Below are 18637 nucleotides of genomic sequence, written 5' to 3'. Positions count from 1 at the left end.
ACTTGTATCACACTTACCCTTCCAAGCGAACATAAGCAATAATAGGAGTACGCACGATTACATCTTCCGGTGGTCCATAAGAAGGAGAAGTACGAACACTTACTGCCCCATCCGTCACAGATAACAGAATGCCTGCAACAATTTCTACAGCTGTAACAACTTGCACTAACTCACCAACATGGTTACGCAATTCATCAGTAAATAACATATATAAGTCTCCTTTCTTACGCTTCTTTTATTGATATAATACTTGTAAATGGTAATAAAACTTCCGTCCCTATTCCTTCTTGTAGTGTTAAGAAATCATCACCAACCGCTACAATCACACCTGTTAATTGTCCAACTGTCACCGTAATTTCAACGTTTTTACCTAAATACTGCTTTGCAATTTCTTTAAAAGGTGATGTATTGCATTCTTTTAAAATGTTACAAATAATAGATTGAAATTGGCTTGATTTTATAAATTCTTCCGTAGCTTGCCTAGAGTTTCTTTGAATAAACCTTGCAAAGTTTTGCGAAAATAAAAGTCGTTCCACAGCAGGCAATAATTTATCATCTAAAAAATAGCCTAATTGTCTATTAAACACTCTTGATAATTTATGCCAATATTTTCTGAACAGACACATACACTTCTCCTCCTATTATTTTTAGATTATAAAATTTTACATCCATACATCTTAATGTATACAAAATAGATATTTTTGTGATAAGTAAGGCATACATTTTCTAAAAGAAATATTTGTTTCAGGGCAAAAAAAAACTATCCAAAAGGATAGTTTCTTACACTTCAATATTTCGCAACATCGTATAAATGTCATTATTCACTTTACCAAATGATTTAATGTTGTTTTGAATGTTAGATAATAAAACAACATACACACTACCGTTTTTACTAAATCCATTTAAACAATTCCAACCTGGCATTACACCGTGATTCGAATAGCTTCCTGGGTCTACGTACCAGCCAAATCCGTAATCTTTTTTCACGGCTGTAAACATTTGATCGTAACTCGCTTTTGAAATTAACTTTCCAGAGTATAACGCTTCGTTAAATAAATATAAATCATGTGCACTCGTATATATATCACCACAACCATATAGTTGTGACATGCTCGGAATATTAGGTGTTGTCATATTATTATTTACTATTTTATAACCCGTTGATGGGAATCTTGTTTGTTCTAACGCTGTGCCAAAACCAGAATGTTTCATACCAGCAGTAGCAAAAATATGTTGTTTAATATATTCTTCAAGCGACTGTCCACTTACCTTCTCGGCAATGTATGCAAGTATAGAGTAGTTCGAATCGGAATACTTCCACTTCTCTCCTGGACCACCAATACGCTTTTGATTTCCTATTCGCTTTATCAGTTCTTCATGAGAAATATCTTCTTTTCCTTGCTCATATTCTGGAATCCCTGATGTATGTGTTAATAGATGTTTTAGCTGAATACTATTACCTTGTGGAAAATCTGGAATATACTTCGCAACAGTATCTTCAACTTGTAATTTATTTTGATCTTTCAATTGCATAATAGCAGTTGCTACAAACGCCTTTGAAATAGAGCCAATATAAAAAGTCGTCTCTGAATTATTCGGTACTTGCTGCTCTTTATTTGCCATACCGTACCCTTTATTCAGAAGAACTTTTCCGTTCTTCACAATAACAGCTGTCCCGCTAAATCCTGCGTTTTGTAAATACTGGTCCAATTGAGCGTTTTCATTAATTTCTTGAGGTGGTCCTTCAGCAGGCTGTTCCGCAGCTTGCGCTTGCTTCACTTGTTCTTCCTGCTCTTTTTGTTTTTGCTTCTGTACGTCTTGTTTCTTTTTTTCTTCTTTCTTTTTTAGCTCTTCTTGTTTCTTCATTTCTGCTGCCGCTTTTAAAGTTTCTTCTTTCTTATTATGCGCAACAATTTTTGTATACATGAAATATACAAGTGATAATAGTAAGACGAGAATGATTGTCCTTTTTATGTATACAATCGGCCGATGTGCTTTCCCATTCGCATTATTTTTTTCCTGATCCATAATTGCTTTTTTCCCCTTACTCACCAATAATTTAATTCCTCTACTAAAGATTTATTTTAGTAGATTATGGATAATCCATTCTATATCATCCCTACCTTATCACGCACTGCACATATTACCAACCCATATGTACAAAAAAGAAAAAGAAAATTTACAAAAGTAAGATTCCCGTTAAATTGTTAACAAAAAAGAGGATGTCCTCTAAAAAATTGATGTTATCAATCTTTTGGGACATCCTCTTATCTCATTATTTATACGTGTTTTTTCATATCATCGGCAACAGATTCAACATTTGTACCTACGATAACTTGTACACTTGTATTACTTAATTTCATAACACCTTTTGCACCAGCACGTTTTAATGCTGCTTCATTTACTTGACCAGCATCTTTTACTTGTAAGCGTAGACGTGTTGCACAGTTATCAATAACTGTTAAGTTTTCTTTTCCGCCTAAAGCTGCTACGTAAGTTTCACCAATTGAACCTGCAACTGGAGCTTCTTCACCTTCAGCTACCTCCTCTTCGTCTTCACGACCAGGAGTTTTTAAATCGAACTTCTTAATTAAGAAGTAGAATACAACGAAATAAATTACTGCGTAAATTAAGCCGACTCCCGCTAGTAATAATGGTTTTGTTGCAATACCGAAGTTTAAGAAATAATCGATTGCACCGGCACTAAATGTGAAACCATCGTGAATACCAAGAGTTGTTGTAATGAATAAAGAAAGACCTGTTAATACAGCATGAATACCATATAATACTGGTGATAAGAACATGAATGAGAATTCAATTGGTTCTGTAATACCAGTTAAGAATGAAGTTAATGCTAGACCACCTAACATACCTGTAACCATTTTACGTTTTTCTGGTTTAGCAGCCGCAATCATTGCGAAACATGCTGCTGGTAAACCGAACATCATAACTGGGAAGAAACCAGTCATAAACATACCCGCTGTTTTATCTCCGGCAAGGAAGCGAGCAATATCACCATTTACAACATTACCTGCTGCATTTGTAAAGTCACCAAGTACGAACCAGAAATATGTGTTCATTACATGATGTAAACCGATTGGAATTAATAGACGGTTTAATAAACCAAATAGACCTGAACCAACTGCCCCTAAATTAACAATTCCATGAGCTAATGCATCGATAGCATTTTGAATTGCTGGCCAAATTTGTGCGAATAGAATTCCTAATATTAACATCACAACCGATGTAACAATTGGGACGAAACGTTTTCCAGCAAAGAACCCTAACCATTCTGGAAGTTTAATCTTATGGAATTTATTATAAAGAAGTCCCGCTATAACACCAACAATAATACCACCTAAAACTTTCATATCCACTTTAGTCGATAATTCGGCTGCCTTAGATACTTGTGTCATTGTATCTGCAAGCTTAGATGGATCAACATTAGCGCTATTACCTATTAAATCTTGGACTTTGCCTAATTTATCTTGTAATTCTACAGTAGAATATCCCTTACTAAGTGCATCAATACTGTTTTTCATAACTAGATAACCAATTGCACCTGCAAGACCTGCTGCACCACTACCATCAACTGAAAGACCGATTGCAATACCAATTGCAAAAATGAGTGCTAAATTATCAAAAACTGCTGCACCGGCCTGTGCCATAACAGGAATATCAAATACATCTGGTTGCCCTAAACGAAGCAATAATCCTGCTGCTGGTAGTACGGCGATTGGAAGCATTAACGCTTTACCAATACGTTGTAAAAACTGCAACATTTTAATTCCCCCTATCAAATTTATGAAATCGTTATCATTATAAGTACGCCTTAGAAAACGCTTTCTATTTACATAACCATAATAACATATAGTTGTATAGATGTGTAGTTTTTATTTTCGAATTTTTTATGGATAAATCTCCTATTTCCAAACTGTTATATAAAAGGGAAATTCTCCTTTTTTAATACAAAGGACTTGAAAGAACGACCTACTATAGAACATATAACTTTCGTTTTATCATTCCACTTTTTCATGTTATTATTTATTTCCGAGCATATCGGGAAAAGTAAACTTAGTTAATTCGAAATAGGAGCGTTGGTACTATGCAGTGCATTGAAACAAACAACTTACAACAGTTGTTAGAACAAGTAAAACCATATACGAAAAAAGGAAAACTTGCTACTTATATCCCCGAACTAGGAAATGCAAATCCAGACGATTTAGGGATTGCCATTTTCCATAAAGAAACAGAATATATCCATGCAGGCAACTCACAAACACTATTTACTCTTCAAAGTATTTCCAAAGTAATCACACTTGCCCTTGCCCTTTTAGACCGTGGTGAAGAATATGTATTTTCTAAAGTTGGAATGGAACCAACGGGTGACCCATTTAATTCTATTATTAAGTTAGAAACGACAAGTCCATCCAAACCCCTTAATCCAATGATAAATGCAGGAGCATTAGCTATTACAAGCATGTTAGCAGGAAAAGATAACGAGGAAAAAATGGAACGTATTCTTCATTTTGTACGTGAAATAACAGATAATCCTACTATTAATTATTCCTCTAAAGTTGCCGATTCAGAATTAGAGACAGCTTATCTAAACCGTTCACTTTGTTATTATATGAAACAAAACGGAATTATCGATTGTGATATTGAAGAACTTATGGATTTATATACTCGTCAATGTGCAGTTGAAGTAAACTGCATCGATTTAGCACGTATCGGCTTAATTTTTGCAATGGATGGATATGATCCATATAAAAAGAAACAAATCATCCCTAAACATATTACAAAAATTTGCAAAACATTTATGGTCACATGTGGTATGTATAACGAATCTGGTGAATTTGCAATTCGTGTTGGTATCCCTGCAAAAAGTGGTGTAGCCGGTGGTATTTTCGGTTGCGTAAAAGGAGACATGGGAATCGGTATTTTCGGACCAGCTTTAGATGCAAACGGAAATAGCATTGCTGGTTTTAAAATTCTTGAACTTCTTTCTGCTCAAGAAGGCTGGAGTATTTTTTAATCGCGAGTTATCCTGCTATACTAGCAGGATTTTTTATTTCACCAAAACCTCACTTTTGTCAGTTATCAATCCTCTTACAAAAACAGTGCTGAAAGTTTCTCTATATCATGCATATTTGTTCCCCCTTCCTGAATAATATAGTACAACCTAGCGCTATATGTGGAGGTGTGAAAGATGAAACTAATATTTCAAATGGGAAAACAGCCTGTTCTTGAAAAAACAATTCTTCTTTTTATATTGAGTATTGTAGAAAGCTTAAAGCTAAAAGTTGTTTCACTCGATGAAGCTCACCGATACATATTCAATTTAGAAGTACTTGAACTATTAATGGACCGGAACATCGATGATCAAGTACTTGAACTTATTCATTTCGGAATGGGACTTGAAGACATTCACCATGTGCTTCCTGAAGAACTTGAGCATACGATCGAAGAATTAAAGTGGCTTTGCATTCAAGTATTAAGTGAGTACAGTATGCATGAAGAATCCGAACAATTAATTGAAGATATACGGTAAAAAAAGCACCTATGTAGGTGCTTTTAATGTTTTTTTAAACTATTTTTATACGCCTCAATATTTACTGGTAGCTCTTCCTCTTCCAAAGTATGTTCATTTACATCTTTATGAATGAACGCACCTTTAGGTGGTTGATGATCATGCCCTTTTTTCTTATGATCAAATGCTTTCCCGCGTCCCATACAAATCCCCCTTTCTTAAAAGAAATCCGTATTAGTATGGAGAAAAGTACGTCGATATATGCAATCCCTTGCTGTATTTCCAAGGAAATACTCGAACCTTGTTTTCTACTCTCCTTACAACAACTGATCAATCCCAATAAGTATTAATAACACTCCTGCAATAACCGTCGCCCATTTCCCTAAGTAAGCTGCTAAATATCGTTTCCCTACATATGCAAAACCACTTATGCAAATAAAACTAAACACCCCAGAAATAGTCGCTGTAAGCCAAAGATTTAAATTTGTTACCCCAGCATCAAACCCACCTGCAATATTATTAATAGATAATGCAACTCCTAAAACAAGTGCTTCAGAAAAACTAATTGTTTTAGATCCATCAAAATCTGCTTTTTCTGGATCACGTAAAATTCCCATAAGTACATTATCATCTTTAGAACCTACAGTATTTTTTTGACCCAAGAAAGGCTGACATAAAATAAACACCCCAATTATCCCTAAAACGATTGCTCCAATCAGGTTTGCTGTAAACTCTGAAATAAATAATGCAATCCAGTTCCCAAAAAATCCAGCTAGTAAAGTAAATAAAAATCCAAAGAATGCGATGATAAAATTGTTAAACCACGAAATACGAATTTTACGAATGCCATACGCAATCCCAACACCTGCATTATCTAAATTAGAAGCGATCCCAATTAAAAAAATTGAAAATAAGCCTACCGTATTCATAAATAGTCACCCCTTTTTCTCACTTTTCAATGCATATTATGAAAATGTTGAGCAACTGTGCCTGTCTGTTTCATATACTTGTAATAAATGCTCAACATTTTTTCAACACTAAAAAAGGAGTGCCTGCACTATGGCTAATGAAAACCCGAATAATCGGCTTGGTAAATTAATAAAAAAACTTTTAAAAGAACGCGCCTTATCTATGCGCCAACTAGGAATACTTACAAATATTGATCCTGCAACAGTCTCAAGAATTATTAATGGCAAACAACCGCCAAAACAAAAACATCTACAAAAATTTGCAGAATGTCTTCAAGTTCCACCCCAATTGTTATTTGATGAAATGTACCCTGATTCTCCTCACATTAATAAAGAAAAAACGGATATGTACACATCTCTTGATACCATTCAACAAACTTTACAATCCTCTAACTTATTCGATTTCGATTACACTACAACTCGCGTAAAACAAGAACTCGAAAATTACGAACGCTATGCCCAGACAACAGAAGGCGAAAAACGTATTCATGACAGTTTTGCAAGCAAATTAGAGCAAATTGATAGTGCTGGTCCTTTTATTGAACAATTAACAGATATGTATCAACAATTTTGTAATGAAACCATTTCAAAAGAAGAACGTGCAGTTCTTGGGAGCGCATTACTTTATTTCATTTTATCGACAGATATTATTCCCGACTATCTCTTTCCAATTGGCTATTTAGATGATGCGATTGCCGTTGAATTAGCAAAAGAGAAATTACTTGAAATGAAACGAAAGACATAGCAAAATAAAGAACTATTTCAGTTGTTTATATTCAACTCTGAAATAGTTCACTAAAAAATCGTACAAGTATACATACTCGTACGATTTTACTATACAAATCTATTTTTTCGTGTGGCACCATTCATATATAAATGTTGTTATCACTTTTGTAAATTCAATTAACTGTTCAATTTCAACTTTCTCATTTACAGAATGTGCTTCTTCTAATGTACCTGGTCCATATATAATCGCTGGAATGTGAAACTCACTAAACCAACCACCATCAGTTACCGTTGCAGACATATCTAAAATTGTATTTTTTGATAGAATAGACTCGTGTACTGAGCTAAGTTTTTTTACAGCTTTATGTTCACTATCTACTTCTAATGAAGGGAAAATTTCCCCACGATCTACAATCATTGATTCTCCGCCCCACTTAAATTGTGGCGGATTTTCACTTAACCATGGATCGGCAGCTGCCACCTTTCCAATATACTCTTCAATTTCGTTTATTATTTGTTCATGTGTTTCATTCGGATAGAAGTGCACTGTTATCCACAATCGGCACTCATCCGCAATAAACGCCGCATGCCTTCCTCCCTCAATAACAGCTGGATTAATTGTTGTTGTTCCAGATGGATAGCCTTCATATGTTTTCATAACTGCCCAGTGGCGCTCTAATTCTTGTAAGCTTTGTAAAATTTTCATCATTTTTTCAATCGCACTCGCTCCAAATAAACGTCCTCCAGCATGGATCATTTGTCTGCGCGTTGCATCATGAAACGTTTGTGGACTTTTCACTGTAATCCATCCAGTAATGACACCGCCTTGTCCTTGCATATGTAAATCGCTCGTATCCACTACTACTGCAAAATCAGCATCGTAACCCCTTTTGCAGCATTGAAGTGTACCTGCTTCTCCAACTTCTTCTCCAATTACCGATTGAAAAGTTAAATCTCCAGGTAATTCAATACCAGCTTCTTGTAAAAGTTGAATGGCAAATAGCGCTCCAGCCAGCCCACCTTTCATATCTGCTGCGCCACGTCCAACTAACCAGCCATCTTTTATAAATGGATCAAATGGATTTGTTTCCCACGCCTCATCTGCTGACACTTCGGCTACATCCATATGTCCATTAATAATAAGACTTTTATATGAGTCACTTTTTATCCCTTTTTTTACCCCAACAACATTCGGATCATTCGGATATACATCCCATTTATCAATACTAAAATTTCGTTTTCTTAAAAACTCTGCAACAAATTCTTGTGCTTCATTTGTATTTCTCGCTGGCGGTGCTGGTGTTTCAAAACGAATTAAAGTTTTTGTAAGTTCTAGTAATTCCTCTTTCCTTGAATCTATTTGTTTTAACAACTGCGAAACTTCTGGATTCATCGCTAATTCCCCTTTGCATACATAGTATGTTTCCAGCTTTATTTTCACAAAAAAAGAGACTGTTTACAATTTTACAGTCTCCTAATTAATCACTATTATAAACTCTCTACTTCCGTTGTATTTGTCTTTTCAATATGCTCTACATTACTTCCCTTATTTCTTGTAGCACGATAAAACAGTAAGCAAACAATCATAAATGGAATACCACAATACAATGCCATTCTTTGTTCTGGAATAAAGGCCATGCCAACGATTACTGTTAAATTTAATACTAACGCAAGAAGTGGTACAAATGGATACAATGGTGTTTTGAATTTCAAGTCCTTAACATCCCCGCCCCGCTTCATGTATGACCTTCTAGCTAATAAATTTGATAAAGCAATAGATGCCCAAACTAGTATCGCTCCGAATCCAGCGATAGAAAGCAGCCATAAATAAACTGTATCTTCCGCATAAATACCTGATAGTAGTGAGAGACACCCTACAATTGTGCTTACGATTAATGCATAAATAGGAACACCGTTTTTAGATAACTTTCCAAAAATTGGACTAATCATTCCTTGATTAGACATAGACCATAGCATACGCGAAGTTGCATATAATCCTGAATTCGCAACGGATAGTACTGCTGTAATAATAACGAAATTTATAATATCTGCTGCATAAGGAATACCAATTTTATCAAATACAACTACGAATGGACTTTCTATTACTCCTGCTTGCTGCCAAGGGAATAGTCCAGCAAGAATAAAAATAGATAGTACAAAGAAAACAAGTATACGCCAAACTGTATTGTTAATTGCCTTCGGGATCGTTTTCTCTGGATTTTCACTCTCACCTGCTGCAATACCAACTAATTCTGTTCCTTGGAAAGAAAAATTAACTGCAATCATTGTAATTAAAATGGCTGATAATCCATTTGGAAACAATCCACCATAATCAGTAAAGCTAGAGAACATTGGCGCTGGTTCATTCCCTTTCATATCTAGAAACCCAAACATTGCTGCCCCGCCCAAAATAATAAATGCAATAATTGTAATTACTTTAATACTTGCAAACCAAAATTCCACTTCCGCAAAACTTCTTGAAGATAACGCATTAATAGCAAAGAGCAGTACCGCGAACACTACACACCAAATCCATGACGGTACATCAGGAAACCAACGTTTCATCAAAATACTAACTGCAATTAATTCAATACCTATCGTAGCAGACCAGTTTAACCACGACATCCATCCCACTACATAACCTGCTGCAGGAGAAATATGCTTTGTCGCATACGTTTGATAAGACCCTGCGTCAGGCATCGCAACCGCTAACTCTCCAAGACAGAGCATCGTTAAATACATTACAAATCCACCGACAAGATACGCTACAATTGCTCCTCCAGGTCCAGCTTCATGAATCGTATAACCTGATCCTAAAAAAAGTCCTGTACCAATAACTCCACCGAGTGCAATCATAAATATGTGCCTGCTTTTCAATTCTCTTTTTAATCCTTGGTTTTGATCCATCATATAAATCCCCCCTTTTCACTTTGCCAATCCATTTAATGTAAGCGTTTTTAAAATTCTTCACCGTAAAAATAATGATTTAAAAGAGCAAAAATACACATCACTTACATTAATCACTGCCTGTTACTAAAAGGTCATCCCTTACTGTTATTAATAACTTTTGATCAGCAATAGCTTGTCCTTCTACTACTTCTAATGATTCAATATAACCACTGATTCCTATCTTAATTTCTACTTTCTGTTTATCTATTGTTTCAATTAACGCTAATTTCTCCCACTCGTATACGTAAGAACTTTCCGTAACAAATAACTTCTCTACTTTTCCATAACAAGGACTATACACACCTTCTATAACTGTCTTCACTTTATAAATCCCTCCCTCTTATTAATTGACACCGAAACGTTGTATATCCTGTAAAAATTCATATTCTCCCCTCTAGAGATTTCAAATATTATTTATGCAAAATGCGTACCAAGTCTCTAATTCATATATTAAATGAGAGTTTTACACAAAAAAGCGTGCACAACCGCAAAATTTTTCTATCATTTGAAAAGTTTTAAAAGGAAAATAGCAAAAAAATTTTGCGGTTTTATAAGAATTTTAATAAAATTATAAAAAGTCAGTCTTCATAGGGTGAAATGAGGAGAAGATAATCTATGCGTACAGAAGACATTAATTTTAAACAGATCATTGAAATGAACATGCTATATGAAACTTTACTCAATGAACTCGATATCGGGATTCATATTATTAATGAGGAAAGTAAAACGATTATCTATAACCGCAAAATGATGGAAATTGAATCAATGGAACGCTCAGATGTATTATATAAAAGTCCTTTAGAAATATTTGCATTTGAAGAAAATAAAAATAGTACTCTTATAGAGGCATTAAAATTAGGAAAAACAAACAAAAATATAAAACAAACGTATTTTAACAATAAAGGACAAGAAATTACAACGATTAACGATACTTTCCCTATAATAGAAAATGGAAAAATTAAAGGCGCTATTGAAATATCAAAAGAAATTAGTAACTTAAAGCAAACAATAAGAATGGGCCCTTCTCGAAAACAAAGTACTAAATTTACCTTTGATCACATAATTGGTGATTCTGAAGCTATTCAATCAATCATTACTGAAGGAAAAAGAGTAATTCGTACATCTTCCTCCATACTTCTAGTAGGAGAAACAGGCACTGGGAAAGAACTATTTGCACAAAGCATCCATAATGAAAGTCAGCGTTCAACAAAACCCTTTATTTCACAGAACTGTGCCGCTATACCTGATACACTCATGGAAAGCTTATTATTCGGTACAAACCGAGGTGCATTTACAGGAGCTATCGATAAAGCTGGTTTATTTGAAGAAGCGAACGGAGGAACTTTGTTATTAGATGAAATCAACTCATTAAGTCCAGCACTTCAAGCGAAGTTACTACGAGCTATACAAGAAAAAACAATACGAAGAATCGGAGGCACACACGAAAAAGAAATTGATGTTCGTATTATAGCAACTATCAATGAAGATCCTTTCGAAGCCATCGCACATAATCGATTAAGAGAAGACTTATATTACCGATTAAGCGTCGTTACTTTATGTCTTCCGCCTTTACGTGAAAGAAAAGAAGATATTCTAGCTCTTGTTCAGCACTTTATTGAAAAATATAATACTCAATTCGGGCTAAACGTAACCGATGTAGATGTAAATGTAAGAGAATTTTTCTATGCATACGATTGGCCTGGGAACGTACGGGAGTTGGAACATATAATTGAAGGTTCCATGAACTTAATAGAAGATGAAACCATCATTACAGCGTTTCATATGCCTACTCGCTTCCGTGAACGAATAAAAACAGAATTCAATATGCAACATGCACTAACTAATCACAATACTGATGCACCAAAAACTTTAAAACACACAATAGAAAAAATGGAAAAGAACTACATTAACCAAATTCTTAAAGAGAATCATGGCAACATCTCACAAGCTGCAAAATTTTTAGGATTAAGTAGGCAAAACTTACAATATCGAATTAAAAAACTGCATTTACACATATGAAATGAACATGTCTCCAAGTGTAAAAACAACTTGGTAAAATATGTTATAATAAACATATAACATGCTAGAAAGGGGCTATATATATGAGTAATGATAAAAAATTAAAGTTATTACAATACTTATACTTTTTCCCTGCCATGCTCTGTATGATGTTATTCATTAATGCCGATGTAAGCAGCTCTCCTTATGCAAAACTATTTGGAACAATTAGCGGCTCCTTTGCAGCTATTATGCTTGCTGCTTTTTGGAATTTGAAGATACGTATAAAAAAAGAGAAATCTTCGTAATACTAAAAAAATCGAGCTACTTAGCCCGATTTTTTTATTTGCCATTAAAACTCAACATTCTCCAAATACAAACCACTCGCCTCAGCAAGACAATTAATTTGATTACGTTGTTTCGCCTCTAGAATTTGTGGAATTGCTTCAGCATCTAATTGTCCTAATCCAACTTCAATTAATGCTCCAACAATTTTTCTTACCATGTTATGAAGGAAGCCGTTACCACTTACTCTAATTTGTACAAACCCTGCCTCTTCCATCACATCAAGTGTATATACTTCTCGAACCATAGATTTTTTCTTTGATTTCGCATTTGAAAAAGCAGTAAAATCATGTGAACCAACTAAATGTTTCGCAGCTGCTTTCATGCTTTCCACATTTAATTTTTTATTCACATGCATGCTGTATTTACGCATAAATGGATTTGTATGCTCTTCATTCCAAATTTTATACAGATATGTTTTTGCTTTAGAATTGTAACGAGCATGGAAACGATCATATACTTCTTCCACATTCGTAATGCTAATATCATTAGGTAAATATTGATTTAAATATTTTTTCACTTTATGTTCCACTAACTTCTCATCACTTTGAAAGTTAGCAACTTGATTCAAAGCATGTACACCAGCGTCTGTTCTACTACAACCGATAATTTCAATTTCTTTTCCGATCATTTCAGATATGACACTTTCGATTTTTCCTTGAATCGTATTATCGTTATTACCGAGACGTTGCCATCCTTTAAAACGTGCACCATCATACTGAATCGTTAATTTATAATTATGCATAATATTCTCCTTCATAGAAAATATTCCCTCATACCATGAGGGAATATTAATAAACTTTACTTTCTAACAAGCTTCACTACATTTTCTACGTGAGCTGTATGCGGGAACATATCAACTGGTTGCACATACTCCACTTCATAGCTCTTCATTAATGCTTGTACATCACGTGCTAATGATGAAGGATTACAAGACACGTACACAACTTGTTTCGGCTTCACTTTTAAAATTGTTTCCAGTAATTTATCATCGCAACCTGTACGTGGTGGATCGACAACAATTACATCTGGACGCCATCCTTCTTTTACCCATTTCGGTAACCATTGTTCAGCTTTACCTGCTTCATATTTCGTATTTGTAAATCCGTGACGCTTCGCATTTTTTCTTGCATCTGCAATCGCTTCTGGAATTACATCCATACCACGTACTTCCGCTGCATCATTTGCAAGCCAAAATCCAATTGTACCAACACCACAATACGCATCTACAATTTTCTCATCGCCTGTTAACGCAGCTGCTTTTTTCGCTTCATTATATAAAACAACTGTTTGTTCTGGATTCAACTGGAAGAATGCACGTGCTGATAATTCAAATGATAAATCGCCAAGTGTTTCTTGAATTACTTCTTTTCCAGCTAATTTAAATGTTTTGTCTCCAAAAATAACAGATGTTTTACGCCAGTTTACATTTTGCATAATTGATTTAACCGCTGGCATCTGTTTTTGTACTTCTGCAACAAATTGTTCTTTATTTGGTAATTCTTCTTTTGTTGTAATAAGTGTAACTTGTACTTCCCCTGTTTGAACTGCAGTACGTGTTACAATTGTGCGTACTAAACCTTTTTGTTTTTTCTCGTTGTAAATAGAAACATTTAATTTTTCTAAAATACGTCTTACAACTTTTGTCGCTTCATTCGTTGCTTTATGTTGAATCATACAGTGAGCAATATCAATTAACTGATGTGAGTTTTGTTTATATAGCCCTGTAATAACCTTTTCGTCTTTACGCCCCACTTGTAATTGACTCTTATTACGGTAATGCCATGGATTTTCCATGCCAAGCGTTGGACGAATTTTCTCTTCCATACTGTTTTTCATGTACTTCTCAAATGCTTGTACAACGATATCACGCTTTTGATTCAATTGTTCTTTATAATCTAAATGTTGCAGCTGACAACCGCCACACTCCTCATATACTGGACACGGTGCTTTCACACGATGCGGTGAAGCTTTACGAACTTTTTTCACTTTCGCTTCAGCGAAGCCACGCTGAATTTTCGTTGTTTCTGCAACAACTTCTTCTCCTGGTAATGCCCCTGGAATGAAAACAACTTGTCTCTTAAAATAACCAACGCCTTCTCCGTTAATCCCAAGACGTTTAATTGTCACAGGAAACGTTTGACCAACTTCCAACTTACTCTCATGTTGCTTTTGTATCATTATTACACCTCTACTCTATACTTTTCCATAAATATAACGCTGCATAACTGCAGTATGGTTCACACTCTTGTTTCACTTTTTCTAAAAATACATCATCAGGTTTATCATCTAATTGAAATATACCTTGCACTGCACGCTGAATCCCAATGTCCGCTTTCGGGAACATATTTTTCCGTCCAAGCCCAAACATTAAAAAGTTTTGCACTGTCCATGCACCAATTCCCCTAATTGGCAACAATTGTGCTGAAACTTCTTCTTCCGTCTCATTTTCTATACTCGCTAAATTTAATGTACCACTGACAATACTTCGACCTAATCCTACTATATATTCAGCCTTTCGCTGACTAAACTTCTGCTCTCTCAATTCTTCTATTGAAATATTTGCTACTATTTCCGGAGTGGGGAAAAAGAATACACCGTTCTTCTCTGTTCCATACCGTTTCACAAATTGTTCTGTTAACACAGTAGCAAATTTCAAATTTATTTGTTGGTGAATGATACAGCGAAGAAGACAAGCAAAATAATCAAATTCTAAAATAATTGGAGTATAAGCATATGTTTCAAATAGTGGACGTAATGATGTGTTTAAAAAATGATTTTGTATATCTTGAAACGGTTCATTCCAATGAAAAATGGCTCTCATTCGTTTCATGACTTTCTCCGGATTTCCTGTCTGACTAGAAATCCAAAACTGTGGATTTTGAACAGTACCAATCCCTTGTAAGCGAACAATAACCTGTTCCTCATCTATACAAAGCGGGATATAAATGACTTTCTCATCTAATTGAATGACGTTAAGAGGATCAAAAGATAAACGTTTTAATACTTCTTCAAAATGATACGGATACTCTAACGTAACATGTTCGCTCCACATACGTTTCCCCATCCTTTTTACACATCATTATAGCATGAGAAAACCGTAAGCATACATGCTTACGGTTGATTGCCTTTTACTAAGTCATCTAGACTTTTAAAATGATACCCTTTCTCGCGCAAATCATCAATGATTTTTGCAAGTGCTTCTGCATTATCTTTTGATATTGCATGAAGTAATAAAATAGATCCTGGATGAATCATCGTCATAACATTATTATGCGCATATTGCCATCCTCTTTGCTGATCCACTTTCCAATCCAAAAATGCAAGTGACCAAAATACATTATAGTAGCCCATTTCTTTCGTAAGAGCTAACGTTCTTTCACTAAATACACCGCGCGGAGGACGTACATATTTCACTTCTTTTTGCCCAGTTACTTTTTTAATTTCTTCCGTTACACTCGTTAATTCTTCACGAAGCTTCTCATCATTTACCGCTGTAAAATCAGGATGACTCCAAGAATGATTTCCAATAATGTGTCCTTCATCCTTCATTCTTAACAATAAATCTTTTTGTGTTTTAATGTAATGCCCCGTTACAAAGAAAGTTGCTGGTACTTTTTTCTCTTTTAATACATCTAAGATTTTCCCTGTGTATCCATTCTCATATCCATTATCAAATGTTAAATAAATATCTTTTTTCTTCGTATCTCCTAAATAAAACCCGCCATTTTTTTGCAGTAAATCCGTATATAACTTTCCTGCATCTGGTACTGTTTCATTTTTAGGACGCGGGATTCCCCAGTTATGTGGAGTATTTGTATAAGCCAATGCCGAAACTGGAACAAGTGCCATCATAATTGAAAAAATGAGACCGATATATAACCATTTATATTTCATAAATAGTCTCCTTTCCATATATAATCGTACCTGTAGTTTCTGTTTACTTACTTACTTTCATGCTGTGCATGTTTTTCTATATATACCAAAAAATGCATCTCGAAAGATTCGAGATGCATTTTTGTTTATTTAAATACCGGCTCTTTAAAGCTCGCTAATTTTTCAAGTGATGTTTTATCAACATCTGCATGTAAACTATTAACATGAGAGTCCATCGTTACAACTGCTTTAAAACCTTCAATGCGTAAATGCCACATTGCTTCTGGAATACCAAATTGTAAGAAATCAACATCTTTCACTTCTTTAATACATTCAGCATAATATTGCGCCGCACCGCCAATTGCGTTTAAGTACACGCCGCCGTGTTCTTCTAAAGCCGCTAATGTTTTCGCACCCATACCGCCTTTTCCAATAACAGCGCGAATACCAAATTTCTTCATAATATCGCCTTGGTACGGTTCTTCACGAATACTTGTCGTTGGACCTGCCGCTTTAATTTGCCAATTGTCATTGTCATCTTTCACAACAACTGGACCACAGTGGTAAATAATTTGTCCATTTAAATCTACTGGACAATCATTATCCATTAAATGCTTATGGATTGCGTCACGACCTGTATACATCATGCCATTAATTGTTACAACATCACCAACGCGAAGTCCACGAATTTGCTCTTCTGTAATTGGTGCTTGTAATACAATCTCACGTTGCTCTGTTTTTTCTTGTGCTTCATGCTGAAGTGTATCTTCACCTTCTTGATATAACCAATCCATAATTTCACCTGTTTCAGGATGGATTGTTACACCTAGGCGGCGATATGCCCAGCAATTATACGCCACAGATACGTAGAAGCTAGCCGGCAGGCGGTTATACACGCCAATTTTACAGCCCAGTAAAGTTGTTTCTCCACCAAATCCCATTGTACCAATGCCAAGCTTATTCGCATTTTCTAATACGTACTCTTCAAGTTGTTGTAACTCTGGTACTGGATTGACATCATCTAATGTACGGAATAATTGATTTTTTGCTAATTCATAACCTGATGTGCGGTCTCCCCCGATACCAACACCAATTACACCAGCACTACATCCTTGACCTTGTGCCTGGTATACTGCATGAAGAAGGCATTTACGAATTCCTTCTAAATCACGGCCAGCTCGTCCAAGTCCTTCTAGTTCACACGGTAAGCTATATTGAATATTTTTATTCTCACAGCCACCACCTTTTAGGATTAAACGTGCATCAATATAATCTTTTTCCCATTGTTCAAACTTAATAACCGGTGTACCTGGTCCTAAATTATTTCCACTATTGTCTCCAAAAAGAGAGTCAACAGAATTTGGACGAAGTTTACCATCTTTTGTCGCCCGCTCAAGCGCATTATAGATAGCTTCCTTCAACTTTAATTGATTCACACCAACTGGTGTATAAATTTTAAACGTTGGCATCCCTGTATCTTGGCAAATCGGTGAGATGTTATCATCAGCCATTTTAATATTATTTGTAATTGTGCCAAGTGCCATCGCAGAACGAGTCCCTGCATTTTCTCGCTCTTTCGCTTGTTGAATCGCACGACGAACATCTTTCGGTAAGTTCGTTGACGTTTCAACAATTAGTTGATACATGCTTTCTTGAAGCTTTTTCATTGTTACTTCCCCCTCAATTGTGAACGCTACCAAAACGTTATGAGCTGAAAATTCCATTGTTATGCTCTTTAGCTTTTTATTTGTTTCACGCTATTAAAGCATAAATGAAATTTTTCACAACTTGATTATACCTCTTTTTCTATCGTCCTTCTATTATCCGCACAGAAAAAGGCTACCAAATTGGAATTGGCAGCCTTTTTAATATATTATTCGTCTTTTTTAAATTGCTCACATTTTAATTCTAATTCATCTAACATTGCAAGAAGACGATCTACATCTTCTAATTCTACTTCTTCAGGTTCAATTGTATCAATTACTTCAATGAACATATTTAAACGCTCTTTTAAATATACTAATTGTGTATCTTTATCTTGAATTGCTTTTCCCATGAAGGCACTCTCCTTTTAATTCGAGTTGCTTTTATTATACCGCAAAAATGATTGCTATGGGCATGAAATTTCATCAATTTTGTCACAGTCATCCACTATAATGTAAGCCCTCTCTCTTTTCACGCTAAAAAGTTTCACTTTATAAAAAGCACATATTCTTCTATTATAGAGAATGGACAAATTGTTATT

20 protein-coding genes and 1 pseudogene are annotated in these 18637 nt (G+C 35.1%); 5 read left to right on the top strand and 16 right to left on the bottom strand.

Annotated features, from left to right (window positions below):
• Positions 1 to 13: 13 nt before the first annotated feature.
• The 5 genes and pseudogenes from ACQRBL_RS02265 to ACQRBL_RS02245 all read right to left on the bottom strand — a co-directional run bounded on the left by ACQRBL_RS02265 (position 14) and on the right by ACQRBL_RS02245 (position 4036).
• Complete coding sequence (locus ACQRBL_RS02265) at positions 14 to 208, bottom strand: hypothetical protein (RefSeq protein ID WP_000899471.1); 195 nt, start codon at positions 206 to 208, stop codon at positions 14 to 16.
• Between the two features lie 16 nt (positions 209 to 224).
• Positions 225 to 626 carry a hypothetical protein gene (locus ACQRBL_RS02260; RefSeq protein WP_000335546.1) on the bottom strand — a complete coding sequence of 134 codons (402 nt, stop codon included), beginning with the start codon at positions 624 to 626 and terminating at the stop codon, positions 225 to 227.
• 154 nt (positions 627 to 780) lie between these two features.
• Positions 781 to 2028 (bottom strand): serine hydrolase domain-containing protein, encoded by a 1248-nt coding sequence (locus ACQRBL_RS02255; protein WP_153217498.1) that lies wholly within the window; start codon positions 2026 to 2028, stop codon positions 781 to 783.
• Positions 2029 to 2279: 251 nt separating this feature from the next.
• On the bottom strand, positions 2280 to 3782 hold the full coding sequence (gene nagE / locus ACQRBL_RS02250; protein WP_000938907.1) for an N-acetylglucosamine-specific PTS transporter subunit IIBC: 1503 nt from the start codon (positions 3780 to 3782) through the stop codon (positions 2280 to 2282).
• A gap of 141 nt (positions 3783 to 3923) precedes the next feature.
• Positions 3924 to 4036, bottom strand: a pseudogene (locus ACQRBL_RS02245) (transcriptional regulator).
• A gap of 69 nt (positions 4037 to 4105) precedes the next feature.
• Between ACQRBL_RS02245 and glsA the strand changes: the two are divergent.
• Together glsA and ACQRBL_RS02235 are read left to right on the top strand one after the other, a co-directional pair.
• On the top strand, positions 4106 to 5035 hold the full coding sequence (gene glsA / locus ACQRBL_RS02240; protein ID WP_001149850.1) for a glutaminase A: 930 nt from the start codon (positions 4106 to 4108) through the stop codon (positions 5033 to 5035).
• A 174-nt stretch (positions 5036 to 5209) separates the two neighbouring features.
• Positions 5210 to 5551: a DUF3969 family protein gene (locus ACQRBL_RS02235; RefSeq protein WP_000766603.1), complete on the top strand. Its 342-nt coding sequence runs from the start codon at positions 5210 to 5212 to the stop codon at positions 5549 to 5551.
• A 23-nt stretch (positions 5552 to 5574) separates the two neighbouring features.
• Here the strand turns inward: ACQRBL_RS02235 and ACQRBL_RS02230 are convergent, their stop codons facing one another.
• Both ACQRBL_RS02230 and ytaF read right to left on the bottom strand, forming a co-directional pair.
• Entirely contained in the window at positions 5575 to 5733 is a 159-nt protein-coding gene (locus tag ACQRBL_RS02230) for a hypothetical protein (RefSeq protein ID WP_000532409.1), read from the bottom strand.
• Between the two features lie 114 nt (positions 5734 to 5847).
• A complete protein-coding gene (gene ytaF, locus ACQRBL_RS02225; protein ID WP_001098787.1) occupies positions 5848 to 6459 on the bottom strand; it encodes a sporulation membrane protein YtaF in 612 nt (203 codons plus the stop codon).
• Positions 6460 to 6589: 130 nt separating this feature from the next.
• On the opposite strand from ytaF, the gene ACQRBL_RS02220 reads away from it, so the two are divergent.
• Positions 6590 to 7243 (top strand): DUF1232 domain-containing protein, encoded by a 654-nt coding sequence (locus ACQRBL_RS02220; protein WP_023521001.1) that lies wholly within the window; start codon positions 6590 to 6592, stop codon positions 7241 to 7243.
• 99 nt (positions 7244 to 7342) lie between these two features.
• Here ACQRBL_RS02220 and ACQRBL_RS02215 read toward each other — a convergent pair whose 3' ends face one another.
• The 3 genes from ACQRBL_RS02215 to ACQRBL_RS02205 form a co-directional block, all read right to left on the bottom strand.
• A complete protein-coding gene (locus ACQRBL_RS02215; protein WP_001067761.1) occupies positions 7343 to 8617 on the bottom strand; it encodes an acetylornithine deacetylase in 1275 nt (424 codons plus the stop codon).
• Between the two features lie 95 nt (positions 8618 to 8712).
• Positions 8713 to 10134: an amino acid permease gene (locus ACQRBL_RS02210; protein ID WP_000969253.1), complete on the bottom strand. Its 1422-nt coding sequence runs from the start codon at positions 10132 to 10134 to the stop codon at positions 8713 to 8715.
• Positions 10135 to 10240: 106 nt separating this feature from the next.
• A complete protein-coding gene (locus tag ACQRBL_RS02205; RefSeq protein WP_000859489.1) occupies positions 10241 to 10495 on the bottom strand; it encodes a biotin/lipoyl-containing protein in 255 nt (84 codons plus the stop codon).
• A 293-nt stretch (positions 10496 to 10788) separates the two neighbouring features.
• On the opposite strand from ACQRBL_RS02205, the gene ACQRBL_RS02200 reads away from it, so the two are divergent.
• Both ACQRBL_RS02200 and ACQRBL_RS02195 read left to right on the top strand, forming a co-directional pair.
• The gene (locus ACQRBL_RS02200) at positions 10789 to 12192 is read left to right on the top strand and encodes a sigma-54 interaction domain-containing protein (protein ID WP_001258420.1); all 1404 of its coding nucleotides are present in this window, start codon (positions 10789 to 10791) and stop codon (positions 12190 to 12192) included.
• 83 nt (positions 12193 to 12275) lie between these two features.
• A complete protein-coding gene (locus tag ACQRBL_RS02195; protein ID WP_000063858.1) occupies positions 12276 to 12479 on the top strand; it encodes a hypothetical protein in 204 nt (67 codons plus the stop codon).
• A 44-nt stretch (positions 12480 to 12523) separates the two neighbouring features.
• Here ACQRBL_RS02195 and truA read toward each other — a convergent pair whose 3' ends face one another.
• From truA to ACQRBL_RS02165, 6 genes are all read right to left on the bottom strand, one after another.
• Positions 12524 to 13261: a tRNA pseudouridine(38-40) synthase TruA gene (gene truA, locus ACQRBL_RS02190; RefSeq protein ID WP_048538466.1), complete on the bottom strand. Its 738-nt coding sequence runs from the start codon at positions 13259 to 13261 to the stop codon at positions 12524 to 12526.
• A 56-nt stretch (positions 13262 to 13317) separates the two neighbouring features.
• Positions 13318 to 14697, bottom strand: a complete 1380-nt coding sequence (rlmD, locus tag ACQRBL_RS02185) for a 23S rRNA (uracil(1939)-C(5))-methyltransferase RlmD (RefSeq protein ID WP_411996142.1) — start codon at positions 14695 to 14697, stop codon at positions 13318 to 13320.
• Positions 14698 to 14707: 10 nt separating this feature from the next.
• Positions 14708 to 15571 carry a DNA-3-methyladenine glycosylase family protein gene (locus tag ACQRBL_RS02180; RefSeq protein ID WP_000269416.1) on the bottom strand — a complete coding sequence of 288 codons (864 nt, stop codon included), beginning with the start codon at positions 15569 to 15571 and terminating at the stop codon, positions 14708 to 14710.
• A 59-nt stretch (positions 15572 to 15630) separates the two neighbouring features.
• Positions 15631 to 16413 carry a delta-lactam-biosynthetic de-N-acetylase gene (pdaA, locus tag ACQRBL_RS02175; protein WP_000875956.1) on the bottom strand — a complete coding sequence of 261 codons (783 nt, stop codon included), beginning with the start codon at positions 16411 to 16413 and terminating at the stop codon, positions 15631 to 15633.
• 125 nt (positions 16414 to 16538) lie between these two features.
• Entirely contained in the window at positions 16539 to 18059 is a 1521-nt protein-coding gene (gene fumA, locus ACQRBL_RS02170; protein WP_411996141.1) for a class I fumarate hydratase, read from the bottom strand.
• A gap of 206 nt (positions 18060 to 18265) precedes the next feature.
• The gene (locus tag ACQRBL_RS02165) at positions 18266 to 18448 is read right to left on the bottom strand and encodes an SE1561 family protein (RefSeq protein ID WP_000513558.1); all 183 of its coding nucleotides are present in this window, start codon (positions 18446 to 18448) and stop codon (positions 18266 to 18268) included.
• Between the last annotated feature and the right edge of the window lie 189 nt (positions 18449 to 18637).

The organism is Bacillus sp. AF62 (assembly GCF_050312695.1).
In the GTDB taxonomy this organism is placed as follows: domain Bacteria; phylum Bacillota; class Bacilli; order Bacillales; family Bacillaceae_G; genus Bacillus_A; species Bacillus_A cereus.
This window is presented reverse-complemented; position numbering and strand designations above follow the sequence as displayed.

Excerpts from the sequence above, each read along its gene's own strand:
- ytaF (WP_001098787.1), bottom strand. The coding sequence starts at position 6,459 with ATGAATACGGTAGGCTTATTTTCAATTTTTTTAATTGGGATCGCTTCT.
- ACQRBL_RS02195 (WP_000063858.1), top strand. The coding sequence starts at position 12,276 with ATGAGTAATGATAAAAAATTAAAGTTATTACAATACTTATACTTTTTC.
- ACQRBL_RS02180 (WP_000269416.1), bottom strand. The coding sequence starts at position 15,571 with ATGTGGAGCGAACATGTTACGTTAGAGTATCCGTATCATTTTGAAGAA.
- ACQRBL_RS02210 (WP_000969253.1), bottom strand. The coding sequence starts at position 10,134 with ATGATGGATCAAAACCAAGGATTAAAAAGAGAATTGAAAAGCAGGCAC.
- fumA (WP_411996141.1), bottom strand. The coding sequence starts at position 18,059 with ATGAAAAAGCTTCAAGAAAGCATGTATCAACTAATTGTTGAAACGTCA.
- pdaA (WP_000875956.1), bottom strand. The coding sequence starts at position 16,413 with ATGAAATATAAATGGTTATATATCGGTCTCATTTTTTCAATTATGATG.
- ACQRBL_RS02165 (WP_000513558.1), bottom strand. The coding sequence starts at position 18,448 with ATGGGAAAAGCAATTCAAGATAAAGATACACAATTAGTATATTTAAAA.
- nagE (WP_000938907.1), bottom strand. The coding sequence starts at position 3,782 with ATGTTGCAGTTTTTACAACGTATTGGTAAAGCGTTAATGCTTCCAATC.
- ACQRBL_RS02200 (WP_001258420.1), top strand. The coding sequence starts at position 10,789 with ATGCGTACAGAAGACATTAATTTTAAACAGATCATTGAAATGAACATG.
- truA (WP_048538466.1), bottom strand. The coding sequence starts at position 13,261 with ATGCATAATTATAAATTAACGATTCAGTATGATGGTGCACGTTTTAAA.
- ACQRBL_RS02265 (WP_000899471.1), bottom strand. The coding sequence starts at position 208 with ATGTTATTTACTGATGAATTGCGTAACCATGTTGGTGAGTTAGTGCAA.
- ACQRBL_RS02220 (WP_023521001.1), top strand. The coding sequence starts at position 6,590 with ATGGCTAATGAAAACCCGAATAATCGGCTTGGTAAATTAATAAAAAAA.
- ACQRBL_RS02260 (WP_000335546.1), bottom strand. The coding sequence starts at position 626 with ATGTGTCTGTTCAGAAAATATTGGCATAAATTATCAAGAGTGTTTAAT.
- glsA (WP_001149850.1), top strand. The coding sequence starts at position 4,106 with ATGCAGTGCATTGAAACAAACAACTTACAACAGTTGTTAGAACAAGTA.
- ACQRBL_RS02255 (WP_153217498.1), bottom strand. The coding sequence starts at position 2,028 with ATGGATCAGGAAAAAAATAATGCGAATGGGAAAGCACATCGGCCGATT.
- ACQRBL_RS02230 (WP_000532409.1), bottom strand. The coding sequence starts at position 5,733 with ATGGGACGCGGGAAAGCATTTGATCATAAGAAAAAAGGGCATGATCAT.
- ACQRBL_RS02235 (WP_000766603.1), top strand. The coding sequence starts at position 5,210 with ATGAAACTAATATTTCAAATGGGAAAACAGCCTGTTCTTGAAAAAACA.
- rlmD (WP_411996142.1), bottom strand. The coding sequence starts at position 14,697 with ATGATACAAAAGCAACATGAGAGTAAGTTGGAAGTTGGTCAAACGTTT.
- ACQRBL_RS02215 (WP_001067761.1), bottom strand. The coding sequence starts at position 8,617 with ATGAATCCAGAAGTTTCGCAGTTGTTAAAACAAATAGATTCAAGGAAA.